We start from the raw sequence: 26,197 nt of genomic DNA, 5'->3' as shown, positions 1-26,197 counted from the left end.
ACGGACTCCATGCGAAACGTCTTCGGGGAGCGGCGCGCGCCGCTCGGTTGGAAGAATCGTCGCACGGGCGATCGGGCCCGCAAACCAAGCAATGCCGATATGAATATGACGGCGGCGGTCCTATGCTTTGTCGCCGTCGCCTTGCGGGCCGGACGCATCGGACGTATCCGACGTGCCGGCCTGGCGTGCTGCTTCGTCGCTGAGTTTCCGGTCGAGGATCGTCGCGACACGGCCGCCCAGATACGCACTGGCGGCGTTCTCGAGCGCGCGGTTCGTCTCGCCCTCGACGAACACGGCCGCGAGCGGGCGCAGGCGCCAGATCGCATCGACGAGCGCGGGCACGTCGGTGACGGGTGGCAGCGTGCCTTCGTCATAGCGGTCGAGCCGCTTCACGACGAGATCGACGAGCAGCCGCGCGATCGCGTCGAAGTGCGGCCGCGCGAGGCTGATCACGTCAAGCAGCTCGCGCGGCGGGATGCCTTCCTTCGTCATCGCGGCTGCCGCCTCGAGCAGCGCGGGGCTTTTCGCGACGAACGACAGGCCGCGCCGTTCGAGCAGGCCGAGTTCGGTCACGCGCGACAGTTGCGACGCCGTCTGCGGGCCGAACATCTGCGCGAGTTGCGCGAGCGAATAGGTTTTCGGCAGTTCGTGCGACCAGCGGCCGCCGATCGCGTTTTCCAGGCCGAGGATCGAGCGCAGGTCGTGACCCTCGTCGATCGCCATGATCAGGTCCTGGATGTTCGACAGCGTGTAGCCGCGCGCGAGCAGGTGGTTGATCAGCTTCAGGCGCGCGACGTGCGTGTCGTCGTAGATGCCCACGCGCCCGCGCTTCTCGGGCGGCGCGAGCAGCCCGCGATCCTGGTACGCGCGCACGTTGCGCACGGTCGTGTCGGACACGCGAGCGAGTTCGTCGACCGTGTACTCGTTGCGGGAATCCGGCGCGGCCTCGTCTGGCATGGTTGGAGTCTGTTTTGACATGCGGCCATTCTAGCGCGGCGCGACAGGCTCGGGCGCGGCGGGGAGCGTGCGTGCGCCGTCGCCGAGCGCGCGCTGCATCAGCGCGGTGTCGATCCAGCGGCCGTGCTTGAAACCGACTGCCTTCAGCACGCCGGCCGGCTCGAAACCGAACGCGCGGTGCAGCGACGTCGACCCGCCGGTGCCGCCGTCGGCGATTACCGCGATCATCTGCCGCCACGGGCCGGCTTCGCAACGCGCGATCAGTGCCGCGAGCAGCGCGCGGCCGATGCCGCGGCCGCGCTGCGCGTCGTCGATGTAGATCGAATCCTCGATCGTGTGGCGGTACGCGCTGCGCGTGCGATAGGGCGTCGCGTACGCGTAGCCGGCGATGCGGCCGTCGCATTCCGCGACGAGATAGGGCAGCCCGTGGCGCAGCACCGCGTCGCGGCGCGTGCGCAGTTCGTCGACGTCGGGCGGCGTCTCCTCGAACGACGCGACGCTGTGGCGCACGTGGTGCGCGTAGATCGCGTGAATGGCGTCGAGATCGGCATCGGTCGCGTCGCGGACGACGCAGGCGGGAGCGGCGGGCATGGTGGCGGAGTAGGCGGATGAAACCGCTACTATGCCGGCCGTCGGGCGGTGCGGTAAAGGCGTTGGCCGCGTCGCCTGCGTGCAGGGCCTGCCCGACCGGCCTACAGATGGCCCTCCGCGTCGCGAACGGCGTCGGCGATCGCCTCCGCGACGCGCTGCACGCGCGGCGAGCGGCGCACGTCCGGGTGGACGACGAGCCAGATCTCGCGCTCGACGTCGCAACGAGGCACGGACGTCAGTTCGACGAGCGCTGCGGGGGCCGACAACGACGGATCGGCCGCGGCCGGGCCCGAGCTCGTGGCCGGCACGTCGACGAGAAAGCGCGGCAGCAACGCGATTCCCGCACCGGCCACGCACGCACGATGCAGCGCGGCCAGGTCGTTGGCGACGAACGCGAAGCGGCGCCCGGCCGCGAAGCGCTCGAGCCATTGCTGCTGCGGCATTTGCGCGAGCGCGTCGTCGTAACCGAGGAATGCCCAGGTGTCGGGCGGCGCGGTGGCCCAGTCGCGCGATGCGCACAGCGCGAAGCGCATCGTGCCGAGCCGGCGCGCGGCCAGCCCCGGCTCGTTCGGTCGTGACAAGCGCACGGCGAGGTCGGCTTCGCGCGCGTACAGGTTCGCCGCGTGCATTTCGCCCATCAGGTCGATCCGCAGCGCGGGCCACGCGCGCTGCGCGCGGGCGAGCCGCGGCGCGAGGAAGTGGCTCGCGAATACCGGCGACGCGGACACGCGCACCACTCCGTCGAGCGCCGCCGCCCCCTGCGCGGCGCGCGCGAACGCATGCACGTCGGTTTCGACGCGCGCCGCATGTTCGGCGAGATGCAGCCCTTCGTCGGTCGGCGGCCAGCCGCGCGGCAGCCGGTCGAACAGCCGGATGCCGAGCGCGGACTCCAGCGCGTCGATGCGCCGGGCAACCGTCGAATGCTGGACCTGCAGCGTCCGCGCCGCGGCCGACAGGCTGCCGCCGCGCATCACCGCGAGGAAATAGCGGAGGTCGTCCCAGCTCATCGGCGGCGCGGACACTGCCGTTGGTTCGGTCGAATTTTGCACAGTAGATGGGCGCGTAACGGGAATTCCGTTCGATTATGCACGATGGGATGATCGTGTCACTTCATTCGATTGCGAGGAACGTCATGACCCAAACTGCCACCGCCACCCGGATCGGGATCGACCGCTACGGCGACGCCGGCGTGCTGCGCCGTGTCGATGCGCCCGTCGTGCCGCCCGGTGCCGGCGAGGTGCGGATTCGCCAGACCGCCGTCGGCGTGAATTTCGTCGACATTTATTTCAGGACCGGCGCGCACCCGTTGCCGGCACTGCCGGACGCGCTCGGCGTGGAGGCGGCCGGCGTGGTCGAGGCGGTCGGGCCCGGCGTGACGGCGCTCGTCCCGGGCCAGCGCGTTGCCTATGCGGGACTGCCGACCGGCAGCTACGCGAGCCTGCGCACGCTGCCCGCCGAGCGCGTGGTGCCCGTGCCCGACGGCGTGAGCGACGACGCGGCCGCGGCCGGGCTGCTGAAAGGCATTACCGTCTACATGCTGCTGTACCGCGTGCGGCAGGTCGGCGCCGGCGAGACCGTGCTCGTGCATGCAGCGGCCGGCGGCGTCGGCTTGCTGGCGACGCAGTGGGCGCGCGCGCTCGGCGCACGGGTGATCGGCACGGTCGGCTCGGCCGCGAAGGCGGCGCTGGTGCGCGCGCACGGGGCGGAAGCGGTGGTCGATTATCGCGAGGCGGATTTCGTCGCGGCGGCCCGCGCGTTCGGCGGCGGCGCGGGCGTCGACTACGCGATCGACGGAATCGGCGGCGACGTGCTGACGCGTACGCTCGGCGCGGTCCGGCCGTTCGGGATGGTCGCGAGCATCGGGCAGGTCGCCGCGATCGGCGCGCGGCAGACGATCGATCTCGACGAACTCGGGCCAGCCCGCTCGATCGCGCTGGCGCGGCCGAGCGTGCTGGGTTTCATCGCGCGTGACGTGGCGGGGTATCGGGAAGCGGCGCGCGCGACGCTCGAGCGGCTCGCGGGCGGGATGCACGTGGAGATCGGCGCGCGGCTGCCGCTCGAACACGCGGCCGACGCGCATCGCTTGCTGGAGTCGCGGCAGACGACGGGCGGGGTGGTGCTGGTGCCGTGACGGCGGGCGGGGCGGCACGGCGATCGCAAATCGGGAGAACGGTCGCCTCGTGGCTTCGATCGGCCGGCGATCGCTGCCGCCGGCCTGCGAATCAGTTGTGCTTGCGCAGCGGCGCGCTCTCGACGAACCAGGCGAGCACGAACGCGATCGCGATCACGCCGGCCGCCGCGAGATACACCACATGCAGCGACCCGGCGAACGCATGCAGGTACGCATCGCGCACCGCATCCGGCAACTGGTGCACGGCCGCCGGGCCGAGCGCGGGCGGCAGCTCGGTGCCGGCCGGCAGCGCCTGCACGATCCGCGACTGCAGCCCGTGCGAGAACAGTGCGCCGAACGCGGCGACGCCGAGCGAACCGCCGATCGAGCGGAACAGCGTCGCGCCCGACGTCGCGACCCCCATGTGCCGGAATTCGACCGTGTTCTGCACCGCGAGCGTCAGCACCGGCATCACCATGCCGAGCCCGATCCCGAGCAGCGCCATGTACGCGTACATCGTGTGGAGCGGCGTGTCGAGCGACAGCGTCGACAGCAGCGCCATCGCGACACCGCCGATCAGCGTGCCCGCGATCGGAAACGGCCGATACGTGCCGAGCCGCGAGATCAGCCGGCCGCTGACAACCGACATCGCGAGCATCCCGCCCATCATCGGCAGCAGCTGCATTCCGGCCTGCGACGGCGTCGAGCCTTTCACGACCTGCAGATAGAGCGGAATGAACGTGACCGACCCGAACAGCGCGATGCCGACGACGAAGCCGATCAGGCTCATCAGCACGAAGGTGCGCTGGCGGAACAGTTCGAGCGGCATGATCGGCTCGGCCGCGAGCCGCTCCTCGTAGATGAAGCCGCCGACCGCGACCACGCCGAGCACCAGCGTCATCCATAGTTGCGGCGACGACCACGGCAGCAGCGAACCGCCTTCGCTCGTGAACAGGATCACGCAGGTGAGGGCCGTCGCGAGGAACGCCGCGCCCATGTAGTCGATCCGGTGCTTCACGTGCGCGGTATGCGGCCGGAACGCTATGCCGATCACCGCGAGCGCGAGCAGGCCGAGCGGCAGGTTGATCGTGAAGATCCAGCGCCACGACAGGTGTTCGACCAGGAAGCCGCCGAGCAGCGGCCCGACGATCGTCGCGAGGCCGTACACGCCGCCGAACATCCCCTGATAGCGCGCGCGGCGGTCGGGCGGCACGAGGTCGCCGATCGCGGCCATCGTGACGACCATCAGCCCGCCGCCGCCGAGCCCCTGCAGCGCGCGCAGCACGATCAGTTGCGTCATGTCCTGCGCGATGCCGCACAGCGCGGAGCCGGCGAGAAACAGCACGATCGCGGCCTGCAACACGATCTTGCGGCCGTACAGGTCGCCGAGCTTGCCGTACAGCGGCAGCACGACCGTCGACGACAGCAGGTACGCGGTGACGACCCATGACAACTGGTCGAGGCCGCCGAGCTCGCCGACGATGGTCGGCAGCGCGGTCGACACGATCGTCTGGTCGAGCGCGGACAGCAGCATGACGAGCAGCAGCGCGGCGACGATCAGCCCGGTCGGCGCATCGCGGCGGGCCGCGTCGGCGGCCGGCGGGGCAAGGAGGGTATCGGTTCTCATCGAGATATCTGCCATGGCAGGGAATGGAGCGAAATATAGAGATAATTTGTTGCCTGGTCAATTTCTGCCGGGCCTCGATTTGTTGCATTGGTAACAGGAGATTGCCGACCGGGAAAATTGATCGCGATCAGCCCGACGGAGGACCGGACTCAAGTTTTTTGCAGGCAAACCGTAATCCAGAGTGCCGCGGACCGATTGCCGCGGCACCCTTTATCGCTCCCGTCCCGTCATGAACCTGAACGCCCTGTTTTCCCGTTTCTCGATCCGTACGCGGATTTTTTCCACGCTCGGGCTCGTCGCCGTGCTGCTCGTCGTGTCGGGCCTGATCGGCCTGACCGGCATGCAGCGCTCGAACCGCGCGCTCGACGAAGCCTATACGCGCGAGCTGGCCGCGAAGACGGCGCTGTCCGCCGCGAGCCTGGACCTGACGATCGTGCGCACCACGCTCGACCGCGCGATGCTGCATCCGGAGGCGCCGGAAGTGCCCGAGCTCGTCAACAAGGCCGAGGGCTATCTCGCGAAGGCCGACGCCGCGTGGCGCACCTACGCGACGATGCCGCACGACGGCGACGAAGGCCCGCTCGCGACCCGGCTCGACGCCGCGCGTCAGGCGCTGATCGGACAGGCGTTGAAGCCGATGATCGACGCGATCCGCGCGGGACGCCGCGACGACGCCGACCGCCTGCTGATGACGGTCGCGCCGCCGCTGTCGGTCGCGCTCACGCAGGCGACCGACGCGCTCGACGCGTACCAGGCCGCGCGCGGCAAGGACGTCTACGACACCGCGCAGACCTATTACGGCTGGATGCGCGCGGGCGCGATCGCCGGCATCGCGTTCGGTCTCGCCGCGTGTCTCGGCTGCGCGGTCGGCCTGCATTTCGCGATCACGCAACCGGTGAACCGGCTGCTGTCGCATTTCCGCCGCCTGTCGGACGGCGACTTGACGTCGGAAGTGCGCTGGTCGTCGCGTGACGAGATGGCCGAGCTGGTCAAGGGCGTGACGGGCATGCAGCGCAGCCTTGCCGATACGGTGCGCCAGGTCAGCCAGGGTTCCGAAGCGATCTCGACCGCGACGCACCAGATCGCGGCCGGCAACACCGACCTGTCGCAGCGTACCGAGGAGCAGGCGTCCGCGCTGCAGGAGACGGCCGCGAGCATGGAACAGCTGACGGCGACCGTGAAGCAGAACGCCGATCACGCGGTCGAGGCGCAGGCGTGCGCGGACAACGCGAGCGAGATCGCGACGCGCGGCGCGACGGTCGTCGGCGAGGTGATCGGCACGATGAACGAGATCGACCAGAGTTCGCAGAAGGTGGCCGACATCATCGGCACGATCGAGGGCATCGCGTTCCAGACCAACATCCTCGCGCTGAATGCGGCGGTCGAAGCCGCGCGCGCGGGCGAGCAGGGCCGCGGCTTCGCGGTGGTCGCGGGCGAGGTGCGCACGCTCGCGCAGCGCTCGGCGTCGGCCGCGAAGGAGATCCGCACGCTGATCGGCGAGTCGGTCGAGCGTGTCGCGACGGGGTCGCGGCTGGTCGGCGTGGCCGGCGCGACGATGCAGGACATCCAGCAGGCGATCGGCCGCGTGACGGGCATCATGACCGAGATCGCGGCCGCGTCGAACGAGCAGCGCGACGGGATCGAGCAGGTGAACCGCGCGGTGTCGCAGATGGATCAGGTGTCGCAGCAGAACGCGGCGCTGGTCGAGCAGGCGGCGGCGGCTGCGGCGTCGCTCGAGGAGCAGGCCGATGGGCTGCGGCGGGCGGTGGGGGCGTTTCGGGTGGCGTGACGCACGGTGCGGCGCGCGCAGCGGGAGCAGTGGGCGGGGTAGTCATCCGGCGCGCGCCCGCCACCCGCGTTCCGCCGCGTCATCCACCCGCAAGCTGCGCCGCCGAGCGTGCCGACGCGACGAGCAGCAGCTTCATCGTCGCGCGCGTCGCGCCGACGAACAGCTTGCGGGCCGCACGCGCATCGAGCGTGTCGAAGTCGATCTCGGTGAGGATCACGCACGGCGCGGACTGCCCCTTGAAGCGGTAGATCGAATCGAGCAGCACGTCGCCTTCGCGATATTCAGGGTTGCCGAACAGGTCGTACTTGCCGGTGAAGCGCTTGACCCGGTGCGGGCCGAGCTGGTCGAGCCGCGCGAGCACCGAGCTTTCGCGGCCGCGATACGACAGCACCGCGATGTCCTGCTTGCGGAAGCCGAGCGACAGCGCGTGCGTGATCGCGCGCTTGGTCGCGTCGATGCACGCTTCGGCGAGTGCGTCGCCCGACGCGCCGTCTTCCCCGTATGACGACACCGACGGATCGGAACCGTCGAACGGGCTGCCCGAGCGCAGTTCGGCCGCGAGCGGCTCGACGCGGCCGACGACGTCGCGCACGAATTCGAGCAGGTCGCGCGGGCTGCGGTAGTTCGTCAGCGCCTTCAGCGTGACCCAGCCGGGCAGCGCGACGGGCTCGCGCAGATAGAGGTTCTGAAGCGGGTCTTCCAGCCACCACCACGCGGCGTCCGGCGCCAGCAGGCGCTCGAGCGCCGCCGCCCACGGCGCGTGGAAGTCCTGTCCTTCGTCGACGATCAGCACATCGAAGCGCCAGCGTTCCGGAATCGGCGCTTGCGCGAAGCGCGCCTCGAGCCGCTCGAACGCGCCGGGCGTGTCGAAGTCGGGCGTATAGCCGCCGTCGCGGGCGACCCAGTCGCACAGCTGATGGTAGTTCGCGATCTTCGCGCCGGGCGGCGCGATGCGCGCGATGTAGTCGGCGAGCGGCCGGTTGAAACACACGTAGAGCACGCGCTTGCCGGCCGCGACCGCGTCGCGCATCGCCTGCACCGCGAGCTGCGTCTTGCCCGAACCCGCGGTGCCCGTCACGCGCAAGCGGAACGGCGTGAATTCGAGCTGGCGCGCCCACTCGGCAAGCCCGCCCGACAGCCGCGTGACGAGCGTGCCGGCCTGCCCGACGAGCGCGCTCGTGTCGGGCGTGAGCGCCAGTTCGTCCGCAAGGAAGTGATGCAGCTTCGCTGCGTTCGGCAGAGGCTCGTCGTGCTCGGGCAGGATCTGCAGGATCACCTGCGCGAGCTGCGCCTTGCGCGACGCATCGACGATGCGGTCGGCCGCGACGCCGGCGATCGCCGTCTCGCGGATCGCGTAGTCGGGGCAGTACAGCAGCGCCTCGACGCCATAGACGCCCGCGCCGAGCGCGGCGGTCAGCCGCCGGTGCAGCGTCTCCTGCGTGCGCGCGAGCTGGATCGGGACGTTGCGCTCCTTCTGCAGGTAGACCTTCACGAGCCCCTTCGGCGTTTCGCGCAGGAAGCCGGCCTTCTGCTCGATCAGCAGCACGCGGCCGGCCGGGCTCACGACGACGAACGCCGCTTCGCCGAACACCGAGAAACCCTGGTCGGCACGCGTCCAGTGCACGCCGTGATAGACGGTGTAGTTGTCCGGCAGCGCGTGTTCGAGGGCGGCAAGCGTCTCGCGCTCGCGTTCGGCCGCGCCGGTGGCGGCGAGGCTTTTCCAGTCGTCGGGAATGAGGCGGGCCATGAAGTCGGGCGGCGGATGCCGGTCGTGAACGGGGTCCGGCTATTGTACTGAGGAACCTGTTCACGACCGCCGCGCCGCAGGGGCGCCGGCCATGCGAAAGAGGTAGACGGCGTGCGGGAATTACCCGCGTGCGAGCCGCTTCGCGAGGTCGGCGCTGAGGATCGCCATGCGCGCGGGTTTTTCGTAGCAGACGACGTCGAATGCGCGGATCACTTCGCTGATGTCCGCTTCGCTCGCGCGGCCGGTGAGCAGGTCGCCCGTCAGCACGAAGATCGGCGCGCCCGGATTGTCGGACGTGCGCACCGCCTTGATCGCGGTGGCGGCCGTGCTGTCGTCGAACAGCCATTCGGTGACGACCGCGTCGAACGCCTGGCCCTGCAGCGCGTCGACGAACGGCGCGAGGCCGTCGAACGCGGCCGTCGAGAATCCCTGCCGCTCGAGATAGCGGCACAACTCGGTCGCGCTGACGCGATCGGGATCGATCACCGCGACGACGAGCTTGTCGCTCTCCGCGCGGCGCGGATAGATCTCGATCTTGTGCACGTCGTACGCGTTCTGATACAGCACGCCCGTATGGCGCAGCACGCGCCAGCGGCCGTTCTGTTCGTACGCGACGAACTCGGGGCGCGCGCCGGCTTCGAGCGGCGCGCCGATCCAGGCAGTGCACGGAATTTCGGCGACGCCGGCGTACAGGACGGCCTCCTGCGAATAGGCGCCGACCATGCCGGGGTCGAGCGTCTGCGCGCCGAACAGTTGAGCGGCGGGCTCGCCGTAGGCTTCGGCGACTTTCTTGATCTGCGCGAGCGTCCAGGGGCTGCTGCCGCGCAGCTTGCGGTGACCCTGCGAAAAGCTCAGGTCGAGGATGCGGCACAGCTCGGTGGTTTGCTGGCGCTTGCCGATGCCGTTGCGGGTCATCAGCTCGCGCACGCGCTCGGCAACCGCGAGGGAATCCGTGGTGATTGCTTCAGTGGTCATGCTACGGGAACGGATCGTGACGTTCAGAACGACGCCTTGCGGCAGTCTCGGCGGACAGTCTTTATGACGTCCAGGGGCGAGCCGACCGGCCACGCGCGGAAAAGATAACTTTACCGCAAAACGAGTGTCATTCCATGTCGCAATCGGTGCCTTTCTGTGAAAGGTGTGTCATGACGTTACGCTAGATCCGCAGGCGTGCGTCACGCGTCGCTGGCCCGTTCGCAACCTTCGGACGCGGATCGCGAGGCGCCGGGACACGATTCCTCGCCGAGCGGCACGTAATCGCACCGCACTGCCGACGAAATGCACCAGAGCAGGGCGTGTCGGCGAGCCGAACCGCGGCATTCGTGCCGCTGCGTCGGCGACAAATTTTTACATGGCGTCGCGCGTCGGGCCGGATGGCCCGACATCTTGTACGCGAATGATTCGACGGCTTACTCTAATGGAACCGATGGGGATGCTCTGGTCGGGCACGCGCATGAACGCGGCGGAACCCCATGCTACGATTCGCCCGTCTCAAAATAGTGTTGAAGCGATGCAGAAGAAATTTGTGATGCGCGGGTACGAGATGAACTGCGAACCGCGCGTGACGGAGGACGGCAAATATGCCGCCCAGGTCGAGGTCACGAAGCTGGGTTTCAGCCGCGAGGCCGCTTTCCGCAAGTTGGGCGAATTCGATACCGAAGCAGACGCCGTCGCCTACGCGAAAGCATTTTCCGAAGCCTGGTTGAGCCGCTACGCGTAGCGCGTCGTTTGCCCGGGCACGACGGGCGCCGGCTCGACCGGCCGGTGCATGCACTGTGAGCCATTAGGGCGCCGAACGGGCGCCCCCCATTCAAAGCGAAAATCACGAGTGACGCCCGGATGCGCGGCGGGGTCGCGCGCACCTTCCCGCCGTTGCCGCATGGCGACGCGCCCGGATGGTCGCGCCCGGCAGAAAGGTTTGCGGAAAGCGATGGGCAGCCGGCCTGCAATTGATTCCTGATGGTTTCGAATATCCGGGGAAGCGAGTAGATTCATCGCCCGGGTTGTGAGGTATCGTTCGATGCTCGATTGAAGGCAACGCAATTGGAGGCAGCGAATGGCCACTTTGTGCATGCAGATCGTCGTTCTCGGTAAAACTGTCCAGCTCGTGTTGTCGTCGGAGCACCGTACCGCCAGGATTTACATCGTCGACGCCGACGCGGGCAGCCATCCGCCTCGAACGATGAGCATCGAACAGTACGTCGACGCCGGCATGACGGACGACGAGATCGCACGGCATGTGCTCGAAGTCGTCACGATGTCGATCGAACAGCTCGCGCGGCTTCAGCCGTACAACCGCACGGCGCGCGCGCAAACGCGTCGGTTGAGCTATCCACACTGATCACCCCGATACCGGTTGCACCGGGATCGTCCCGGCGCGAACCGCGCCTTTCGATCTTCGATAACGTCCATGTGTTGCGATGACCTCGCGGTCATCGCGCCTTCGGCATTGATCGATGAAGCATGGCCTGCCCGACGCATTGCACGGGAAAGTATCGTCATGTCGTCATGATCAGGAAAACGAACGACATCGAAGAACCCTCGAAAAACGACCGCCGAATTCGAATTGCCTTACGCCGGCATATACGTGAACGGCTCTCCGTCTTCCCGCTCGACGGACAGCAGCCGCTTGAGCTGATCGAGCGCGAACAACTGCTTGCCTTCCGCCGCCGCTTCGGCGATCGCGGCATCGACGAGTTTTCGCGCGCGCGCGAGGATCACGGATCGCTGACGCGCGATCTCGAGCACCATGCGTTGCTCGATGTTCTGCCGGCTCGATTGCCTGTCGCTCAGATGACGCCAGCGATCGCGAAGCTCGGCCCAGGTGACGCGCCGGAATTCCGGAATCGTGCAGGGGAGCGTGCCGGCTTCCGCGGGTTCGGGCGGCGCGCGCAATGCGCATCGCAGCGCTTCACGGGCGCGCCATTCGTCGGAAAACGGTGCATATACGTCGCGCGAGCGGCCGATCGGATTCGCGCGCTCGATTTCCTTTTCGAGCAGGTAGGTCAGCCGTCTCAGTGCGGAGCCGTGCGCGAGCATGGCCGGATCGAGCACGCGGATCCCGCGCGATGCATCCGCGACGTGTGCTTTCAGTTCCCACAGCGTCAGACGAAGGTGCTGCACCTCGAGGATCAGGCGCTGGACGTCGGCATAGGTGCACTTCGTCCACCATTCGGTGAGGTCGTTCAGCTTCGGGGGATCGAATGGGGGGAGGATCATGTTACTGCTGAAGGGATACTGTATGGATATACAGTTTATCGCGCGGTAACATAGCGCCGTCAAGGCGAAAAAACAGGGACGGTCGACGGGCAACCGTCACCGGCGGCGGGGCCGCGGCCACGCACCGGATCGTTCATCGGCTTTCCCCCACGTTCGCCATCCCGATCCTCAATCCGGGCGCCGGTCCGGCGCATGCCATCGCGAACGCCGATGCGTGTGCCGGCGTATCGACGCCAACAGAGAACAATGACGACCACCTATCCGCTGCACGACGCATTGACGCACGCCGACACGGCGTTTCCGGCCGAAGCCGACATCGTGATCGCCGGCGCCGGCATCATGGGCTGCGCGGCCGCCTACTACCTCGGCCTGCGCGGCCTGAAGGCCGTCGTGCTCGACAAGTCGCGCATTGCCGGCCAGCAATCGACGCGCGCATGGGGCTTCGTGCGGCAGCAGGGCCGCGAGTCCGCCGAAGTGCCGCTGATGATGGCCGGCATGCGGATCTGGGAAGGGCTCGAGCAGGCGCTCGGCTTCGACCTCGAATGGCGGCAGGGCGGTTGCCTCTATATCGCCGACAACGACGACGACTGGGCGTCGTTCCAGGCGTGGCTCGCCGTTGCGCGCGAACACGGGCTCGACACGCGCACGCTGACGCGCGCGGAAATCGACGAACGCGTGACCGGGCTGTCGACGCAGGCGCGCACGCTCGGCGGGTTGTATACGGCGACCGACGGGCAGGCCGAACCGCGCCGCGTGGCCGCCGCGTTCGCGGCGCGCGCGACGGAAGCCGGCGCGCGTTTCTTCGAAGGCTGCGGCGTGACGGCGATCGAGACGGCCCGCGGCGCGGTCGTCGGCGTCGTGACCGAGCGCGGCACGATCCGCACGCGGCGCGTGATCTGCGCGGCCGGCGCGACCAGCTTCCGGCTGCTCGACGGCGTCGGCATCCGGCTGCCGCAGCAGGCCGTGCGCGGCACCTGCATGCGCACCAACGTGTTGCCCGACGTGTCCGCGTCGACGATCTGGGGGCACGGCCTCGGCATCCGGCAACGCAGCAACGGCGCGATCAATCTCGCCGACGACATGCAGGTCGACGTCGACCTGACGCTCGGCCATCTGCGCGGCCTGAGCCTGTTCTGGCCGGAATTCTGGTCGCAGCGCGAGAAGTTCCGGCTGCATCTGAATGGCGCCGCGTGGCGCGATGCCTGCGCGCGCATCGGCGGCGGAGGCGGGCCGATCGAGCCGCGCGATCCGCAGCCGCAGCCGAATCGCGCGCACGCGCCGCGCGCGCTCGCGAAGCTGAAGGCGATCTTCCCCGCGCTGAAGGACGCGCAGATCGTCGAGGCCTGGGCCGGCCTGATCGACGTGCTGCCCGACGGGATTCCGGTGATCGACGCGCCCGGCACGCCGTCCGGGCTCGCGATCGCGACCGGTTTCTGCGGGCACGGCTTCGCGATGGGGCCGATCGTCGGGCGGCTGCTGGCCGAATGGGTCGATACGGGCGCGCCGTCGCTCGACCTGGCGGCGTTCCGCGCCGGGCGTTTCGCCGACGGGACGATGGTGCGGCCGCGCAGCATGCTGTAGCGGACGGGCCCGCGTGTTCCCGTCGTAGAATCGAGCCCGCAATCTTCAGGAGATTCCCCGTTGGCAACGCCCTCCGACAAGCGCCGCTCGTTGCGCTCACGCCTGCGTCGTGCCCGCGATCCGTGGCAGGCGCCGCGTGCGCGCACGCTGTTCACGCGTCCCGCGACGTCGCCGCGGCGCACGCTGCTGTTCCGTCTCGGCGCGGTCGTGGTGCTGTGCATGCTCGCGTTTCTCGTGCTGTATCTCGATCGCGACGGCCTGCGCGATTCGACCAAGAGCACGCCGATGAATGTCGCCGATCTCGTGTACTTCACGATGGTCACGGTCGCGACGGTCGGCTACGGCGACATCGTGCCGGTCACCGCGCGCGCGCGTCTGATCGATGCGTTCTTCATCGTGCCGATCCGCATCGGCATCTGGTTCATCTTCCTGGGCACGGCGTATCAGTTCGTGATCCAGCGCGTCATCGAGGAATTCCGCATGAAACGCCTGCAGAAGCAACTGTCCGATCACATCGTCGTGTGCGGCTACGGCCTGTCGGGGTCGATCGCCGTGCGCGAGCTGCTCGAAAGCGGTGTCGATCCGTCGACGGTCATCGTGATCGACGCGCAGCAGCAGGCGCTCGAGGCCGCGACGTCGCTCGGCGTGACGGGGCTGCTCGGCGATCCCGCGCACGAGGATCTGCTGCAGCAGGCGCAAGTGCGCTCGGCGAAGGCCGTGATCATCTCGGTGACCGACGACCCGACCGCGATCCTGCTGACGCTGTCGGTGCGCAGCATCGCGCCCGAGACGAAGATCGTCGTGCGGATCCAGGAGAACCTGTATCAGCGGCAACTGCGGCAGGCGGGCGCGGACGTGATCGTGTCGTCGACGAAGATCGGCGCGCTGCTGCTCGCGGATGCGGTGCATAGCCGCTACATCGTGCCGTTCGTGAACGACATGCTGTCGACGCGCGGGCGCGCGACGCTGCTGGAGCGCGAGGCATTGCCGCACGAGATCGGCTGCATGACGAACGTCGTGCCGGGCGCGATCGTCGTCGGGCTCGATCGCTGCGGGAAGATCCATTCGTTCTACGAGGATCCGCCGTGCCGGATCGAGGCGGGGGATACGCTGGTCGTGATTCAGTCGGCGCGAATTCCGGATCCGGATGTGTGAGGGCCGGTTGTGCAGCATCCCGGCATCGTGCGCCATGCCGCGCGGTGACCGGGGCAACCCCGCTTGATATGTCCCCGCACGTTATTTAGTATGAGGTAATCGCGTCGTGCGCCGCGCACGAGCGTGATCATCGAGGAGACACATGCAATTCAGGTCGACGGCGCCCTATACCATCGTCGTGATCGGTATCGTGATTGCGTGCGCGCTCATGGGTCTGTGCGTGCTGCAGCTGTTCCAGAGCCGTAACGACGCGCTCGCGCGGGCGAGCGAAACCTCCCGCAATCTCGGGCTGATCGCCGAGCGCGACATCGAACGCAATTTCGAACTCTACGACCTGTCGCTGCAGGCTGTCATCGCGGGGCTTCAACGTCACGACGTGATGACCGCGCCCGCGAGCTTGCGGCGCGCCGTGCTGTTCGATCACGCCATGACGGCAGAGTTTCTCGGCTCGATGCTGGTGCTCGACGCCGGCGGCAACATCGTCCTCGATTCCGCCGGCGACGAGCCGCGTCACGGCAATTTCGCCGATCGCAAGTATTTCACCATCCACCGCGACAATCCGGACGCAGGGCTCTACGTCAGCGATCCGTTCATATCGCGCCTGCGAGGAGGCTCGCCCAGCATCGGGCTCTCGCGGCGGATCTCGAACCCGGACGGCTCGTTTGCCGGCATTGTGCTCATCGCGGTCAACCTCGAGTATTTCCACCAACTGTTCGCCGGCCTGTCGCTCGGACAGCACGGCTCGATCTCGCTGATCGGCAACGACGGCATCATGGTGATGCGCCAGCCGTACGACGTGCATACCATCGGGCGCAACATCAGCAAAGCCGCGACCTTCCGGCGATTCCAGACCGCGCCGGAGGGCTCGTTTTCTGAAACGTCGTCGATCGACGGGGTGCGCCGTCTCTATTACTTCAAACATCTACCCAAGCTCCCGCTGATCATCATGGTCGCGGAAGCGGAGCAGGATATCTATGCGGCCTGGCGGCACCGCGCCGTGACGATCGGCGCGCTGGTGGCGACGTTCGGCGCCGCGTTCATCGGGGTGTCCTTCATGCTCGGCACGCAACTCCGGCGCCGGATGCGCGCCGAGTCGGAACTCGTGCTGCTCGCCCGCACCGACGGTCTCACCGGCCTGAACAATCGCCGCAGCTTCGCGGAAGTGCTGGACCGCGAATGGCGCCGCGCGCGGCGCGCGCGATCGGTGTTCTCGTTGCTGTTCGTCGATGTCGATCGCTTCAAGGCCTACAACGACACCTACGGCCACCAGGCGGGAGACGATGCGCTGGCTGCGGTTGCGCGCTGCATCGGCGACAACATTCGCCGGCCGGCCGACACCGCAGCCCGTTATGGCGGAGAGGAATTCGTCGTGTTGCTCCCCGATACCGCCGAGACGGGTGCCGCCCAGATTGCCGAGCGGATCCGCGCGGCGATCGACGAACTGCCGCTCGAACACGCCGGCAGCGAACACGGGCATGTCACGGCCAGTATCGGCCTGGCGAGCTGGACGCCCGAGCACGATGCCGAGGCCGAGGCCGTGATCAAGGCTGCCGACGAAGCGTTGTACTACGCGAAGGCGACCGGCCGGAACAAGGTCGTCGCGTTTCAGCCGCCGGCATGACGCGTGGCGCGACACGCAGGCGCGTGGCCGCGCTCGATTTGCCTCGAACCCGCCGCGGTCGCGATTGCACCTGCGCGTGCCTGCCAGGCGTACGCGGCCGCGAAACTTTATGACGTACACCGAATAATTTATCGGTTTATATCGGTTGGGAATGCCGGATCGCGGGAACAGAATCGTCGCTTCCGGAACCCGAATGCCTGTGTGTCGACGCTCCAGCAGCCACTTTTCAGGTGATGGCGAGCGTGCATGCACGTGTCGGGTTCCTGTCTCCATGTGGACATCGCCGGCCATGCGGCGAACAAGGGAATGCGATGAGTTCGATCGATCTGAACGCAGTCACGCCGGTTTCCGCGCCCATCCGCTCCGCGAGCGATGTGGCGCGCCTGATCAATACGACGGACAGTTCCGTCAGCCACGCGCGGATGATCGTGCTGCTCGCGCTCGGCGGTGTGTTTCTCGACGCGTACGACCTGACGACACTGTCGTACGGCATCGACGACGTCGCGCGCGAATTCGGCCTGACGCCCGCGCTGACGGGGCTGGTCGGCTCGGCGATCATGATCGGCACGATCTTCGGCAGCCTGATCGGCGGATGGCTGACCGACAGGATCGGCCGTTATCAGGTGTTCATGGCCGACATGCTGTTCTTCGTCGTCGCGGCGATCGCGGCCGGGCTCGCGCCGAACGTCTGGGTGCTGATCGCCGCGCGCTTCGTGATGGGGCTCGGGGTCGGCATCGACCTGCCCGTCGCGATGGCGTTTCTCGCGGAATTCTCGAAGTTCAACGGCCGCGGCAACAAGGCGTCGCGGCTCGCTGCATGGTGCCCGATGTGGTACGTGGCGTCGTCGGTGTGCTTCCTGCTGATCTTCGGCATGTATTTCCTGCTGCCGGCCGAGCATGCGGGCTGGCTGTGGCGCGCGTCGCTGATCTTCGGCGCGGTGCCGGCGCTCGTCATCATCCTGGTCCGGAATCGCTTCATGAACGAATCGCCGTTGTGGGCCGCGAATCAGGGCGACCTGGCCAATGCCGCGCGCATCCTGCGCGAGTCGTACGGCATTCACGCGCATGAAGCGGACGACGCGCCGCGCGAGCCGAGCCCGCCGCCCGTGCGGATTCGCGTGCTGTTCCAGCGTCCGTATCTCGGCCGAACGATCGTCGCCAGCGTGATGAACCTGTGCATTCCGTTCGAATACACGGCGATCGCGTTCTTCCTGCCGTCGATCCTGTCGCAGTTTCTCGGCGCGGGCGTGTTCGAGACGATCGCGGCGTCGCTTGCGCTGAACGTGCTGTTCGCGTTGACGGGCGGTTTGCTGGGCATGCGTCTCGCGTATCGATATCCGTCGCGTCACGTCGCGATCGCGGGCTTCGCGCTGCAGTTCGTCGCACTCGTCGCGCTCGCGCTGGCGGGGCATCCGCACGGCGCATTCGCAATCGGCCTCGTGTTGCTGATGCTCGGCACCTGGCTGTTCGCCGAAGGTTTCGGGCCGGGTGCGCAGATGATGATCTATCCGACGCTGTCGTATCCGGCAGCGATCCGCGGCACCGGTGTCGGCTTCGGGCGCTCGCTGTGCGGGATCGGCCAGGCGCTCGCGCTGTTCGTGCTGCCGATCCTGCAGGCCCGTCTCGGCACGGACATGTTCTGGGTCGTCGCGGTCAGCGCGGCCACGCCGATCGTGTTCCTGCTGATCGTGCGTCATGAACCGACGGCGCGCGATATCGACGCCGAGGTGGCCGCGTGAATGCAGCGCTTGCCGGAACCCGCAAACAAGTTTGCCGCGATGCCGGCCTTCGCGCTACATTGGCGTCATTCGCCTTCAGCCGAAGGCCGACCCGGAGTCGAACCATGCAACGCCAGACCGGCAACCTGTTCAGCCTCGAAGGTGCGCGCGGCGTCGACGAGCGCGTCGACGTGCTCGTCGCGGGATCGCGCCTGAACGTCGAGCGGATCGTGTCGATGGGGCACACGAGTCCCGACGGATTCTGGTACGACGATTCGCGTGCCGAATGGGTCGTGCTGCTGTCAGGTGCCGCGGTGCTCGAGTTCGAAGCGGACGCGACGCTGCACGACATGCGCCCCGGCGACTACGTGCTGATCGAACCGCATTGCCGGCATCGCGTCGCATGGACGCATCCTGAAGAACAGTCGGTCTGGCTCGCGATCTATCACGATCGATGAGTCGCGCGGGTGTGGCGTCACCCGTTCGCATGCGATGCAATGCCGCCGCATCACGCGCAATCCGGCCCGATCGCGGAGCCGGTCAGTCCTTTCGCGCCCGCGACCTCACAGGTCAACGCACGGGCTCCGCGGAGGCCAGCAAGCTGCGCAGGAACACCATGATCATGTGCCCGATCGGCACTTCGGACAGAATCGACTGTTGCAGCGACAGCCCTTGCGAGAGCCCCATGAACGACACGGCCAGGACGGCCGGCGACTCGGGCGGCACTTTCTTGAATCTGGCGAAAATCTGTTCGATGCAATAGGCGAGGCCGTCGCGGTGGGTGTCCAGCAACGCCTGCGATGCCGTCGCAAAAGCGGGATTGCGACGCCCCTGAAGCTTGAACTCGACGCCCAGCACCGACCACTCGGGCTCGGCATCGACCGTCTGCGACCACACTTCCAGTGCATCCAGTATGTCGTCCCCGGACGCGGACGGGTCGCTCAGCGCCCGGGCGATGTCGGCCACTTGCGTCTTCGAGCGCTCCAGCATCAGTTCGACAAACAACGCTTCCTTGCTCGCGAAATTCGAATAGAACGCGCCCTGCGTGTAGCCGGCCTCGGCCGCGATATCCCTGAGCGACGTGGCGCCGAAGCCGCGCTCGACAAACAGCCGCTTCGCCGCGGCTAGCAAATGCGCGCGGGTCTGCAGTCGACTTTCTTCGCGGGTCAGCCGCGGGGGAAGGGGCGCCATGTTCATGGGCGGAAGGATATCAGTTGATATTTGAGATGGATACCATTACGATGGCATTTCAAATATCACTTGATATGTGAAACGTGGCGCGCGATCGTGCACCTGAATGTCCGCCATGGGCGGGTCGTGGGCGAACGATCGTATCCGCACGCATGCGTCGTCGCGGCGTCGATGTGCAGCGGATGGCCGTTTTCCGTACACCGGGTCGGCCGCGTGACGATCGAGTGAATGCGGCCCTCCCGGGACGTGGTGAAACAGTCCATTAGTCATGCGAATCATATCGCTTCGCATGCGGATGCGAGGCAGGAAGCAGAAGATGAGCGTGAGGAAGACCTATGCGCAGCTCGTGGTGGAGCTGGCGGAACTGGACGAGCAAATCGAGCGCGCCCGCGCACGCGAACGCATCGATGCGATCGCGGAGGTTCACGCGCTGATGGACACCTATGCGATCAAGCATCGCGACCTGGTCGGCCGCAACGGCCGTCGGGGGGCGTACGTCGTGAAAGCCCTGCCGGCGCGCTATCGTGATCCGGCGAGCGGCAAGGAGTGGAGCGGGCGCGGTAACGCGCCGCTCTGGATCCGGGGCAAGGACCGCCGTCAGTTCGTCATAGGCAAGCCCCCGCCGATTGGCAAGAAGACGAGGAGGGGTTGACGGAACATGGGGCGCCCGGCACCGTCAGCTGCACGTGTTTATCCCCGTCCCACGAACGGCATCGTGGTCGCCATGATCGTCATGTTCAGGATGTTCGTATCCAGCGGAAGATTCGCGATCTGAACGACCGCATTCGCGACATGCGTGACGTCCATCCGCGCCTCGGGCGCCATGCGGCCGTCGGCCTGCAGCACGCCTTCCGTCATGCGATCCGTCAGCGATGTCGCCGCGTTGCCGATGTCGATCTGGCTGCACGCGATGTTGTATGCACGGCCGTCGAGCGCGAGCGACTTGGTGATGCCGGCCACCGCATGCTTGGTGGCCGTGTACGCGATCGTGTTCGGGCGCGGCGTATAGGCGGAGATCGAGCCGTTGTTGATGATGCGGCCGCCCTGCGGCGTTTGCGCCTTCATCACGCGCCACGCGGCCCGCGCGCACAGAAAGACGCCCGTCAGGTTCGTCGCGACGACGTCGTTCCATACGTCGAACTCGTGTTCGTCGAGCGGCACGGCCGGCGCATTGCGCCCGGCATTGTTGAAGAGGACGTCCAGCCGCCCGAACCGCTGCGCGATCTGCGCGAATGCGTGTTCGACCGACGCTTCGTCGGTGACGTCGGCCGGAAACGCGTGTGCGTCGCCATGGGCGGCGACGATCGCCTCTTTCGTTTCACGCAGCGAGGCTTCCTTGCGTCCGAGCAGCGCGACGGCAAATCCGGCGTTCGCGAGCGCGATTGCCGCGGCACGACCGATGCCGGATCCGGCGCCCGTGACGGCGGCGAACTTCTTCGAGACAGACATGGCTTGATTTCCTGCGGGTTGGGTGAGGAAAGCGGCGGCGGGCGCGCGATGGACCCGCCGCGCCGGTCGAAGCGACATCCTACCGCGCACACCGGATTTCGCGACGCGAGCGGCTACGCCTTGCGCGTCGGCGCGGCCTTGCGTTCGCGCGTTCCGGCTTGCGCGAACAGGCTGACCACGACATCGCGGAGCCACCGGTTGCCTTCATCCTGATTCACGCGCGCATGCCACAGCATGTGGATCGGCGCGCCCGGCAGCGTGACCGGCAACGCGCGCCAGCCGAGCGAAAACGGCGCGGCGAGCTGCAGCGCCAGGTGTTCCGGCACGGTCGCGATCAGGTCGGTGCGCTGCAGGATGTAGCCGACGCTCATGAAATGCGGCACCGTCAGCCGCACGCGGCGCTTCACGCGGCGGCGCTTCAGCCATTCGTCCACCTGGCCGTGACCGGTGCCGGCCGACACCACGACGAGATGCTCGGCCGCTCGCCATGCGTCGACGGTCAGCGGCGCGTCCTCGAGCGGATGCCCGAGCCGGAACAGGCACACGTAGCGCTGATCGAACAGCCGGCGCTGATAGAACCCGCCCTGCAACTGCGGCAGCAGGCCGATCGCGAGATCGACGCGGCCGTCGGCCATCTCGTCGGCGAGATTGACGCTCGTGTTGCGCACCGTATTGAGCGCGATGCCCGGTGCCGTGCGCGACAGGTGTTCGAGCAGCGCGGGCAGGAACACGACTTCGCCGATATCGGTCATCCCGATCGTCATCGTGCGCGATGCGCGCAGCGGATCGAAACCGGTCTCGGGGTTGAGCGCGGCATGCAGCGTCGACAGCGCGTGCGCAACCGGTTCGGCCAGGCGCAGCGCGAACGGCGTCGGCACCACGCCGCCCGGGCCGCGCACGAACAGCGGATCGCCGAGCCGGCGGCGCAGCTTCGCGAGCGCGTTGCTGACGCCCGGCTGGCTCATGTTCATCTGCTCGGCGACGGTCGACACGCGCCGCTCCTGCATCAGTCGCTGAAACAGCAGCAACAGATTGAGGTCGATCTCGCTCAGTTCCATGGTTCCGGGTTGTCTCCAATCATTCCGTTTGGTGATGAGGCAGATTCCCTGCATTTTATTGTGGGATGAAGGGGCGCTGCTGAAAATACCGATACGGCGCTCGCATTCGACAGGCGCGCCGGCCGGGGCACGCGCACTGCGGCCTCGACCACTCACCATCTGAATATCGGAGACACGTTCATCATGCAGACGAATCTGAGGATCGCGATCGTCGGGGCCGGCATCGGCGGCCTGACGCTGGCGCTTGCATTGCGCGAGCAGGGCATCGACGCGCGACTGTACGAGCAGACCGACGTGCTGCGCGAGGTGGGGGCGGCCGTCGCGCTGTCGGCCAACGCGACGCGCTTCTACGAACGGATGGGATTACGGCCGGCTTTCGACGCGGTGTGCGCGGAGATTCCCGGCCTCGTCTATCGCGACGGGCGCAGCGGCGCGGTGATCGGCCATCATCGCGGCGAACCCGACTATCGCCGGCAGTTCGGCGGCGCGTACTGGGGCGTGCATCGCGCGGACCTGCAGGCGATCCTGTCGAAGGCGGTCGGTGTCGGGCAGATTCATCTCGGTCATCGGCTCGTCGATCTCGCGCAGCATCCGGATCGCGTCACGCTGAGCTTCGCCAACGGCGCACGCGTCGACGCCGATCTCGTGATCGGCGCGGACGGCGCGCGTTCGATCACGCGGCGCTGGATGCTCGGCTACGACGACGTGCTGTATTCAGGGTGCTCGGGCTTTCGCGGCGTGGTGCCGGCCGAGCGGATCGACCTGTTGCCCGATCCCGAGACCATTCAGTTCTGGGTCGGGCCGCACGGCCATCTGCTGCACTATCCGATCGGCGACAACGGCGACCAGAACTTCCTGCTGGTCGAGCGTCATCCGTCGCCGTGGCCGTCGCGCGATTGGGTCGTGCCGGCACAAGAGGGCGAGCAGTTGCGCCTGTTCAAGGACTGGCATCCGGCGGTGGTGCAGATGATCACCGCGGTGCCGATCAGCCAGCGCTGGGGGCTGTTCCACCGGCCGCCGCTCGGCCGCTGGAGCCGCGGGCGCGTGACGCTGATCGGCGACGCCGCGCATGCGCTGGTGCCGCATCACGGGCAGGGCGCGAACCAGTCGATCGAGGACGCGATGGTGCTGGCCGCGCAGCTGGCGAAGGCCGGGCGCGGCAACTGGCGCGAGGCGCAGGAAGCGTACGAGCGGCTGCGGCGCGGCCGCACGCGCAAGGTGCAGTACGCGTCGATCTCCGCGGCCGACGTGCTGCATCTGCCCGACGGGCCGGCCGCGCAGGCGCGCAATGCGCGTCTCGGCGAGCGCGACAGCGTGCTGCATCACCTGGACTGGATTCACGATTTCGACGCGCTCGCCGATGAACCGAACGAGCGGCAGGGCGGGACGTGGCTTTGACCTGACAGGCGCGATCAGTGGCAGTGCATCAGGCAACCGGTGCGGCAGTTGCGTGGGGTCGTTCGTCGGGAAGGCCGGCCTTTCTCGTGCAGGCTGGCCAGCCCGGCTGGCCGTCACGCGTAGTCGGCCACCTGTTGCGCGTCGCGCTTGACCTGTTCGATGTCGCGAAACCGCGCAGCCGGATGGGCATCCGGCAGCCACGCCGATGCACCGAACAGCTTCTCGCGCAGCGTGCCCGGCGCATATTCGGTCGGATAGACGCCGCGCCGCTGCAACTCCGGCACGAGGTAGCGCACGATGTCCTCGAAGGTTTCGTGCGCAACGGCATACGCGAGATTGAAGCCGTCGACGTCGGTCGCGGCGACCCATTCCTGCAGGATGTCCGCGACGGTCTGCGCTGAGCCGACGAACACGGGCCCCATCCCGCCGATGCCGCCCCACGCGGCCAGTTCCTCGATCGTCCACGCGGTATCGCCGCCGGCCAGATGCTCGACGGCCGACACGATCGCGTTCGTCTCGACGCGCCGGACGGGATCGGTCGGCGCGTACTGGCCGAAATCGATGCCGGTCCAGCCGGACATGAACACGAGCGAGCCGTCGTACGACACATAACGACGGTACTCGTCGAACTTGGCCTGCGCCTTCTCGTCGGTCTCGTCGACGATCACCGTGACGAGGTTGTAGATCAGCACGTCGTGCGGGTCGCGGCCCGCGGCGGCGGCCTGCGCGCGCACGTCGGCGACATAGCGCGCGAGTTGCGGGCGGGTCGGCGCGGCGACGAACACGCATTCGGCGTGCTGCGCGGCGAACGCCTTGCCGGGGCCGGACGCGCCGGCCTGGAACAGCACCGGCGTGCGCTGCGGCGACGGCTCGCACAGGTGATAGCCGGGCACGTCGAAGAAGCGCCCCTTGTGGCCGATCTCGTGCACCTTCTCCGGATGCGTGAACACGCGGCCGTCGCGATCGCGCACGACCGCGCCATCTTCCCAGCTGCCTTCGAACAGCTTGTACAGCACCTCGACGTATTCGGCCGCGACCGCATAGCGGTCGTCATGGGTGCGCAGTCCGTTGTCGCCGACGTTCTTCGCGCCGCTTTCCAGGTACGACGTGACGATATTCCACGCGAGCCGGCCCTTCGTGTGATGGTCGGCGGTCGACAGCCGGCGCGCGAACGTGTACGGATGCTCGAACGTCGTCGACGCGGTGATGCCGATACCGAGATGCTCGGTCGCCATTGCGATCGGCGCGGCGAGCTGCAGCGGATCGTTGACGGGGATCTGCGCGGCCTGGTGCAGCGCGTGGTAGTTGCTGCCCTGGTATACGTCGTAATAGCCGATCACGTCCGCGATGAAGATCGCGTCGAAGATCCCGCGTTCGAGCACGCGGGCGAGATCGGTCCAGTAGTCGAGATCCTTGTACTGCCACGAACGATCGCGCGGATGCGCCCACAGGCCGGGCGACTGATGGCCGACGCAATTCATCTCGAACGCGTTGAAGCGGATGGTCTTGCTCATCGCGCGGCTCCCGTTTCCGTGCCGGCTTGCGCACCTGAACCGTTGCCGACGCGCCAGACGAACGGCGGCGTGCGTCCGTTGATGACCCAGTCGCCGACGATCCGCGCCTTGTAGACGAGCGGATTGTGCGACGACACCGTGCGCGCGTTGCGCCAGTGACGGTCGAGCGCGGTCGTGCTGCGCGTCGCGGATGCGCCGAGCGCGTCGAACAGGCGCGTCGCCGCACGCAGCACGAGTTCCGACACGACGAGCTGGCTCTGCGCGGATTCGATTTCGGCGGCGACGTTGGCGGCATGTTCGGCTTCGTCATCGCCGCCGAAGCGTGCGGCGTATGCCTGCTGCAGCGGCTGCGCGGCGCGCAGCGTGAGCGCATCGGCCGCATAGGCCCACGACGCGATTTCGCCGATCACCTGCTGGAGCTGCGCATCGTCGCCGGCGCGCGCGGCGTTGCCGTGGCTGTACACGCGCGTGCGGCCGCGCACGAGCTCGCCCGCGTCGCGCACGATCGCATGGCCGATGCCGGCCAGCGTGGCGACGTGGAACAGCTGGTAGAACGCGGTCTGGTATTTGAAGCGGCGTGCGAAATCGATCACGTGGTCGGCGTCGACCGCCGCATTCTCGAAGCGCGTCGTGCCGCTGCCGGTCGTTCGCTGGCCGAAGCCGTCCCAGTCATCTTCGAGTATCACGCCGGGCTGCCCGGTGGCGATTGCGACGATCACGTCGCTGCCATCCTGCTGGCGCTGCGCGAACACGTCGATCCAGTCCGCGAACAGGCTGCCGGTGCTGTAGAACTTGCGGCCGTTCAACACGAGCCGGCCGTTCTGCTCCGATACCTTCGTGATCGTCTGGCCGAGCGGAACGTCGCCGGCCTCCGACCACGCGTTGCCGACGAGCTGGCCGCTCGCGAAACGATCGAACCACGTCGTGCGCTGCGGCCCGGGCGGCGCGTTCAGCCAGTCTTCGACGAACGCGAAGTGGCCGCGCAACGCCTGCGGCAGATTGGAGTCGGCGGCGGCGAGTTCGGTCAGCAGCCGGAACAGCTGCGGCAGCGACGCGCCGGCGCCGCCGTCACGCACCGGCAGTCGTATCGCGCCGAAGCCGGCGGCCTTGAGCCAGCCGATCGCTTCGTGCGGCAGTTCGCGGCGGTGTTCGCGCTCGGCGGTGCCGGCGGCAATCCGGTCGAAGATCGGCCGGAACCGGCTCGCGAGTGCGTCGTAGTCGGTGCCGGTGGACAATTCGGTATCTGCGTGCGACGAAGTCATGCGGGGTTCCTCGTAGGGCGGGGCCGTTTGCACCGGGAGCCTAGTATAGGAAGCACGACGCGCACGTTCCAATAACGGATTCGCAGATCGTTATCGTCGCTGCGCATTACGCGAACGGCGCCGTGAAACGTCGACGCCAGGGCATCGATTGCGACGCCGAAGCGCGGAAGCGGATGCGGTGCCGTGCGATGTCGTTTGTCATCCGAAGGA

23 protein-coding genes are annotated in these 26,197 nt (G+C 67.7%); 11 read left to right on the top strand and 12 right to left on the bottom strand.

Features of this window, described 5'->3' with window-relative positions:
* Nucleotides 1–120: 120 nt before the first annotated feature.
* The 3 genes from U5A56_RS24985 to U5A56_RS24975 form a co-directional block, all read right to left on the bottom strand.
* Nucleotides 121–978, bottom strand: a complete 858-nt coding sequence (locus U5A56_RS24985; RefSeq protein WP_044843207.1) for a MerR family transcriptional regulator — start codon at nucleotides 976–978, stop codon at nucleotides 121–123.
* Between the two features lie 9 nt (nucleotides 979–987).
* A complete protein-coding gene (locus U5A56_RS24980) occupies nucleotides 988–1,548 on the bottom strand; it encodes a GNAT family N-acetyltransferase (RefSeq protein ID WP_044843208.1) in 561 nt (186 codons plus the stop codon).
* A 101-nt stretch (nucleotides 1,549–1,649) separates the two neighbouring features.
* Complete coding sequence (locus tag U5A56_RS24975) at nucleotides 1,650–2,555, bottom strand: LysR family transcriptional regulator (protein ID WP_321925046.1); 906 nt, start codon at nucleotides 2,553–2,555, stop codon at nucleotides 1,650–1,652.
* 125 nt (nucleotides 2,556–2,680) lie between these two features.
* Here U5A56_RS24975 and U5A56_RS24970 point away from each other — a divergent pair, with 125 nt between their 5' ends.
* Complete coding sequence (locus U5A56_RS24970) at nucleotides 2,681–3,679, top strand: quinone oxidoreductase (RefSeq protein ID WP_321925045.1); 999 nt, start codon at nucleotides 2,681–2,683, stop codon at nucleotides 3,677–3,679.
* A 91-nt stretch (nucleotides 3,680–3,770) separates the two neighbouring features.
* On the opposite strand, the gene U5A56_RS24965 is transcribed toward U5A56_RS24970, so the two are convergent.
* Nucleotides 3,771–5,285, bottom strand: a complete 1,515-nt coding sequence (locus U5A56_RS24965; RefSeq protein WP_124646320.1) for an MDR family MFS transporter — start codon at nucleotides 5,283–5,285, stop codon at nucleotides 3,771–3,773.
* A 229-nt stretch (nucleotides 5,286–5,514) separates the two neighbouring features.
* Here U5A56_RS24965 and U5A56_RS24960 point away from each other — a divergent pair, with 229 nt between their 5' ends.
* Nucleotides 5,515–7,074: a methyl-accepting chemotaxis protein gene (locus U5A56_RS24960; RefSeq protein WP_321925043.1), complete on the top strand. Its 1,560-nt coding sequence runs from the start codon at nucleotides 5,515–5,517 to the stop codon at nucleotides 7,072–7,074.
* 79 nt (nucleotides 7,075–7,153) lie between these two features.
* Here the strand turns inward: U5A56_RS24960 and U5A56_RS24955 are convergent, their stop codons facing one another.
* Both U5A56_RS24955 and U5A56_RS24950 read right to left on the bottom strand, forming a co-directional pair.
* The gene (locus U5A56_RS24955; RefSeq protein WP_124646319.1) at nucleotides 7,154–8,821 is read right to left on the bottom strand and encodes an ATP-dependent helicase; all 1,668 of its coding nucleotides are present in this window, start codon (nucleotides 8,819–8,821) and stop codon (nucleotides 7,154–7,156) included.
* A gap of 120 nt (nucleotides 8,822–8,941) precedes the next feature.
* Nucleotides 8,942–9,796 carry a helix-turn-helix domain-containing protein gene (locus tag U5A56_RS24950; RefSeq protein WP_044843213.1) on the bottom strand — a complete coding sequence of 285 codons (855 nt, stop codon included), beginning with the start codon at nucleotides 9,794–9,796 and terminating at the stop codon, nucleotides 8,942–8,944.
* Between the two features lie 535 nt (nucleotides 9,797–10,331).
* Here U5A56_RS24950 and U5A56_RS24945 point away from each other — a divergent pair.
* Both U5A56_RS24945 and U5A56_RS24940 read left to right on the top strand, forming a co-directional pair.
* Nucleotides 10,332–10,541, top strand: a complete 210-nt coding sequence (locus U5A56_RS24945) for a hypothetical protein (RefSeq protein ID WP_044843214.1) — start codon at nucleotides 10,332–10,334, stop codon at nucleotides 10,539–10,541.
* Nucleotides 10,542–10,877: 336 nt separating this feature from the next.
* On the top strand, nucleotides 10,878–11,162 hold the full coding sequence (locus tag U5A56_RS24940) for a hypothetical protein (RefSeq protein ID WP_044843215.1): 285 nt from the start codon (nucleotides 10,878–10,880) through the stop codon (nucleotides 11,160–11,162).
* Between the two features lie 230 nt (nucleotides 11,163–11,392).
* On the opposite strand, the gene U5A56_RS24935 is transcribed toward U5A56_RS24940, so the two are convergent.
* Nucleotides 11,393–12,040 (bottom strand): hypothetical protein, encoded by a 648-nt coding sequence (locus U5A56_RS24935; protein WP_044843216.1) that lies wholly within the window; start codon nucleotides 12,038–12,040, stop codon nucleotides 11,393–11,395.
* A 246-nt stretch (nucleotides 12,041–12,286) separates the two neighbouring features.
* On the opposite strand from U5A56_RS24935, the gene U5A56_RS24930 reads away from it, so the two are divergent.
* From U5A56_RS24930 to U5A56_RS24910, 5 genes are all read left to right on the top strand, one after another.
* Complete coding sequence (locus tag U5A56_RS24930; RefSeq protein WP_321925041.1) at nucleotides 12,287–13,621, top strand: FAD-binding oxidoreductase; 1,335 nt, start codon at nucleotides 12,287–12,289, stop codon at nucleotides 13,619–13,621.
* Between the two features lie 60 nt (nucleotides 13,622–13,681).
* The gene (locus tag U5A56_RS24925) at nucleotides 13,682–14,776 is read left to right on the top strand and encodes a potassium channel family protein (RefSeq protein ID WP_044843218.1); all 1,095 of its coding nucleotides are present in this window, start codon (nucleotides 13,682–13,684) and stop codon (nucleotides 14,774–14,776) included.
* A gap of 142 nt (nucleotides 14,777–14,918) precedes the next feature.
* Entirely contained in the window at nucleotides 14,919–16,397 is a 1,479-nt protein-coding gene (locus U5A56_RS24920) for a sensor domain-containing diguanylate cyclase (RefSeq protein WP_321925040.1), read from the top strand.
* Nucleotides 16,398–16,708: 311 nt separating this feature from the next.
* On the top strand, nucleotides 16,709–18,136 hold the full coding sequence (locus U5A56_RS24915) for an MFS transporter (protein ID WP_321925038.1): 1,428 nt from the start codon (nucleotides 16,709–16,711) through the stop codon (nucleotides 18,134–18,136).
* A gap of 104 nt (nucleotides 18,137–18,240) precedes the next feature.
* Nucleotides 18,241–18,573, top strand: a complete 333-nt coding sequence (locus U5A56_RS24910) for a cupin domain-containing protein (protein WP_321925036.1) — start codon at nucleotides 18,241–18,243, stop codon at nucleotides 18,571–18,573.
* A gap of 112 nt (nucleotides 18,574–18,685) precedes the next feature.
* Here U5A56_RS24910 and U5A56_RS24905 read toward each other — a convergent pair whose 3' ends face one another.
* Entirely contained in the window at nucleotides 18,686–19,312 is a 627-nt protein-coding gene (locus tag U5A56_RS24905; protein WP_321811641.1) for a helix-turn-helix domain-containing protein, read from the bottom strand.
* A 310-nt stretch (nucleotides 19,313–19,622) separates the two neighbouring features.
* On the opposite strand from U5A56_RS24905, the gene U5A56_RS24900 reads away from it, so the two are divergent.
* Complete coding sequence (locus tag U5A56_RS24900) at nucleotides 19,623–19,958, top strand: H-NS histone family protein (protein ID WP_321925034.1); 336 nt, start codon at nucleotides 19,623–19,625, stop codon at nucleotides 19,956–19,958.
* Nucleotides 19,959–19,996: 38 nt separating this feature from the next.
* Here the strand turns inward: U5A56_RS24900 and U5A56_RS24895 are convergent, their stop codons facing one another.
* Together U5A56_RS24895 and U5A56_RS24890 are read right to left on the bottom strand one after the other, a co-directional pair.
* The gene (locus U5A56_RS24895; protein ID WP_321925032.1) at nucleotides 19,997–20,755 is read right to left on the bottom strand and encodes an SDR family oxidoreductase; all 759 of its coding nucleotides are present in this window, start codon (nucleotides 20,753–20,755) and stop codon (nucleotides 19,997–19,999) included.
* Nucleotides 20,756–20,868: 113 nt separating this feature from the next.
* On the bottom strand, nucleotides 20,869–21,813 hold the full coding sequence (locus U5A56_RS24890; RefSeq protein WP_321925030.1) for a LysR family transcriptional regulator: 945 nt from the start codon (nucleotides 21,811–21,813) through the stop codon (nucleotides 20,869–20,871).
* Between the two features lie 183 nt (nucleotides 21,814–21,996).
* Between U5A56_RS24890 and U5A56_RS24885 the strand changes: the two genes are divergently transcribed.
* Entirely contained in the window at nucleotides 21,997–23,211 is a 1,215-nt protein-coding gene (locus tag U5A56_RS24885) for an FAD-dependent oxidoreductase (RefSeq protein WP_321925028.1), read from the top strand.
* A gap of 113 nt (nucleotides 23,212–23,324) precedes the next feature.
* Here U5A56_RS24885 and U5A56_RS24880 read toward each other — a convergent pair whose 3' ends face one another.
* Together U5A56_RS24880 and U5A56_RS24875 are read right to left on the bottom strand one after the other, a co-directional pair.
* Entirely contained in the window at nucleotides 23,325–24,725 is a 1,401-nt protein-coding gene (locus U5A56_RS24880) for an LLM class flavin-dependent oxidoreductase (RefSeq protein ID WP_321925026.1), read from the bottom strand.
* Nucleotides 24,722–25,987, bottom strand: a complete 1,266-nt coding sequence (locus U5A56_RS24875) for an acyl-CoA dehydrogenase family protein (RefSeq protein WP_321925025.1) — start codon at nucleotides 25,985–25,987, stop codon at nucleotides 24,722–24,724. Before U5A56_RS24875 ends, U5A56_RS24880 begins: the two co-directional genes overlap by 4 nt.
* Between the last annotated feature and the right edge of the window lie 210 nt (nucleotides 25,988–26,197).

The sequence above is a fragment of the Burkholderia sp. BCC1998 genome (assembly GCF_905339875.1).
GTDB lineage: Bacteria > Pseudomonadota > Gammaproteobacteria > Burkholderiales > Burkholderiaceae > Burkholderia.
Note: the sequence above shows the minus strand (reverse complement) of the source record. Positions and strands in the feature narration are given on the sequence as shown.

Excerpts from the sequence above, each read along its gene's own strand:
- U5A56_RS24985 (WP_044843207.1), bottom strand. The coding sequence starts at position 978 with ATGTCAAAACAGACTCCAACCATGCCAGACGAGGCCGCGCCGGATTCC.
- U5A56_RS24930 (WP_321925041.1), top strand. The coding sequence starts at position 12,287 with ATGACGACCACCTATCCGCTGCACGACGCATTGACGCACGCCGACACG.
- U5A56_RS24895 (WP_321925032.1), bottom strand. The coding sequence starts at position 20,755 with ATGTCTGTCTCGAAGAAGTTCGCCGCCGTCACGGGCGCCGGATCCGGC.
- U5A56_RS24880 (WP_321925026.1), bottom strand. The coding sequence starts at position 24,725 with ATGAGCAAGACCATCCGCTTCAACGCGTTCGAGATGAATTGCGTCGGC.
- U5A56_RS24905 (WP_321811641.1), bottom strand. The coding sequence starts at position 19,312 with ATGAACATGGCGCCCCTTCCCCCGCGGCTGACCCGCGAAGAAAGTCGA.
- U5A56_RS24915 (WP_321925038.1), top strand. The coding sequence starts at position 16,709 with ATGAGTTCGATCGATCTGAACGCAGTCACGCCGGTTTCCGCGCCCATC.
- U5A56_RS24920 (WP_321925040.1), top strand. The coding sequence starts at position 14,919 with ATGCAATTCAGGTCGACGGCGCCCTATACCATCGTCGTGATCGGTATC.
- U5A56_RS24910 (WP_321925036.1), top strand. The coding sequence starts at position 18,241 with ATGCAACGCCAGACCGGCAACCTGTTCAGCCTCGAAGGTGCGCGCGGC.
- U5A56_RS24900 (WP_321925034.1), top strand. The coding sequence starts at position 19,623 with ATGAGCGTGAGGAAGACCTATGCGCAGCTCGTGGTGGAGCTGGCGGAA.
- U5A56_RS24955 (WP_124646319.1), bottom strand. The coding sequence starts at position 8,821 with ATGGCCCGCCTCATTCCCGACGACTGGAAAAGCCTCGCCGCCACCGGC.
- U5A56_RS24890 (WP_321925030.1), bottom strand. The coding sequence starts at position 21,813 with ATGGAACTGAGCGAGATCGACCTCAATCTGTTGCTGCTGTTTCAGCGA.
- U5A56_RS24960 (WP_321925043.1), top strand. The coding sequence starts at position 5,515 with ATGAACCTGAACGCCCTGTTTTCCCGTTTCTCGATCCGTACGCGGATT.
- U5A56_RS24885 (WP_321925028.1), top strand. The coding sequence starts at position 21,997 with ATGCAGACGAATCTGAGGATCGCGATCGTCGGGGCCGGCATCGGCGGC.
- U5A56_RS24970 (WP_321925045.1), top strand. The coding sequence starts at position 2,681 with ATGACCCAAACTGCCACCGCCACCCGGATCGGGATCGACCGCTACGGC.
- U5A56_RS24875 (WP_321925025.1), bottom strand. The coding sequence starts at position 25,987 with ATGACTTCGTCGCACGCAGATACCGAATTGTCCACCGGCACCGACTAC.
- U5A56_RS24945 (WP_044843214.1), top strand. The coding sequence starts at position 10,332 with ATGCAGAAGAAATTTGTGATGCGCGGGTACGAGATGAACTGCGAACCG.
- U5A56_RS24935 (WP_044843216.1), bottom strand. The coding sequence starts at position 12,040 with ATGATCCTCCCCCCATTCGATCCCCCGAAGCTGAACGACCTCACCGAA.
- U5A56_RS24965 (WP_124646320.1), bottom strand. The coding sequence starts at position 5,285 with ATGAGAACCGATACCCTCCTTGCCCCGCCGGCCGCCGACGCGGCCCGC.
- U5A56_RS24975 (WP_321925046.1), bottom strand. The coding sequence starts at position 2,555 with ATGAGCTGGGACGACCTCCGCTATTTCCTCGCGGTGATGCGCGGCGGC.
- U5A56_RS24940 (WP_044843215.1), top strand. The coding sequence starts at position 10,878 with ATGGCCACTTTGTGCATGCAGATCGTCGTTCTCGGTAAAACTGTCCAG.
- U5A56_RS24980 (WP_044843208.1), bottom strand. The coding sequence starts at position 1,548 with ATGCCCGCCGCTCCCGCCTGCGTCGTCCGCGACGCGACCGATGCCGAT.
- U5A56_RS24950 (WP_044843213.1), bottom strand. The coding sequence starts at position 9,796 with ATGACCACTGAAGCAATCACCACGGATTCCCTCGCGGTTGCCGAGCGC.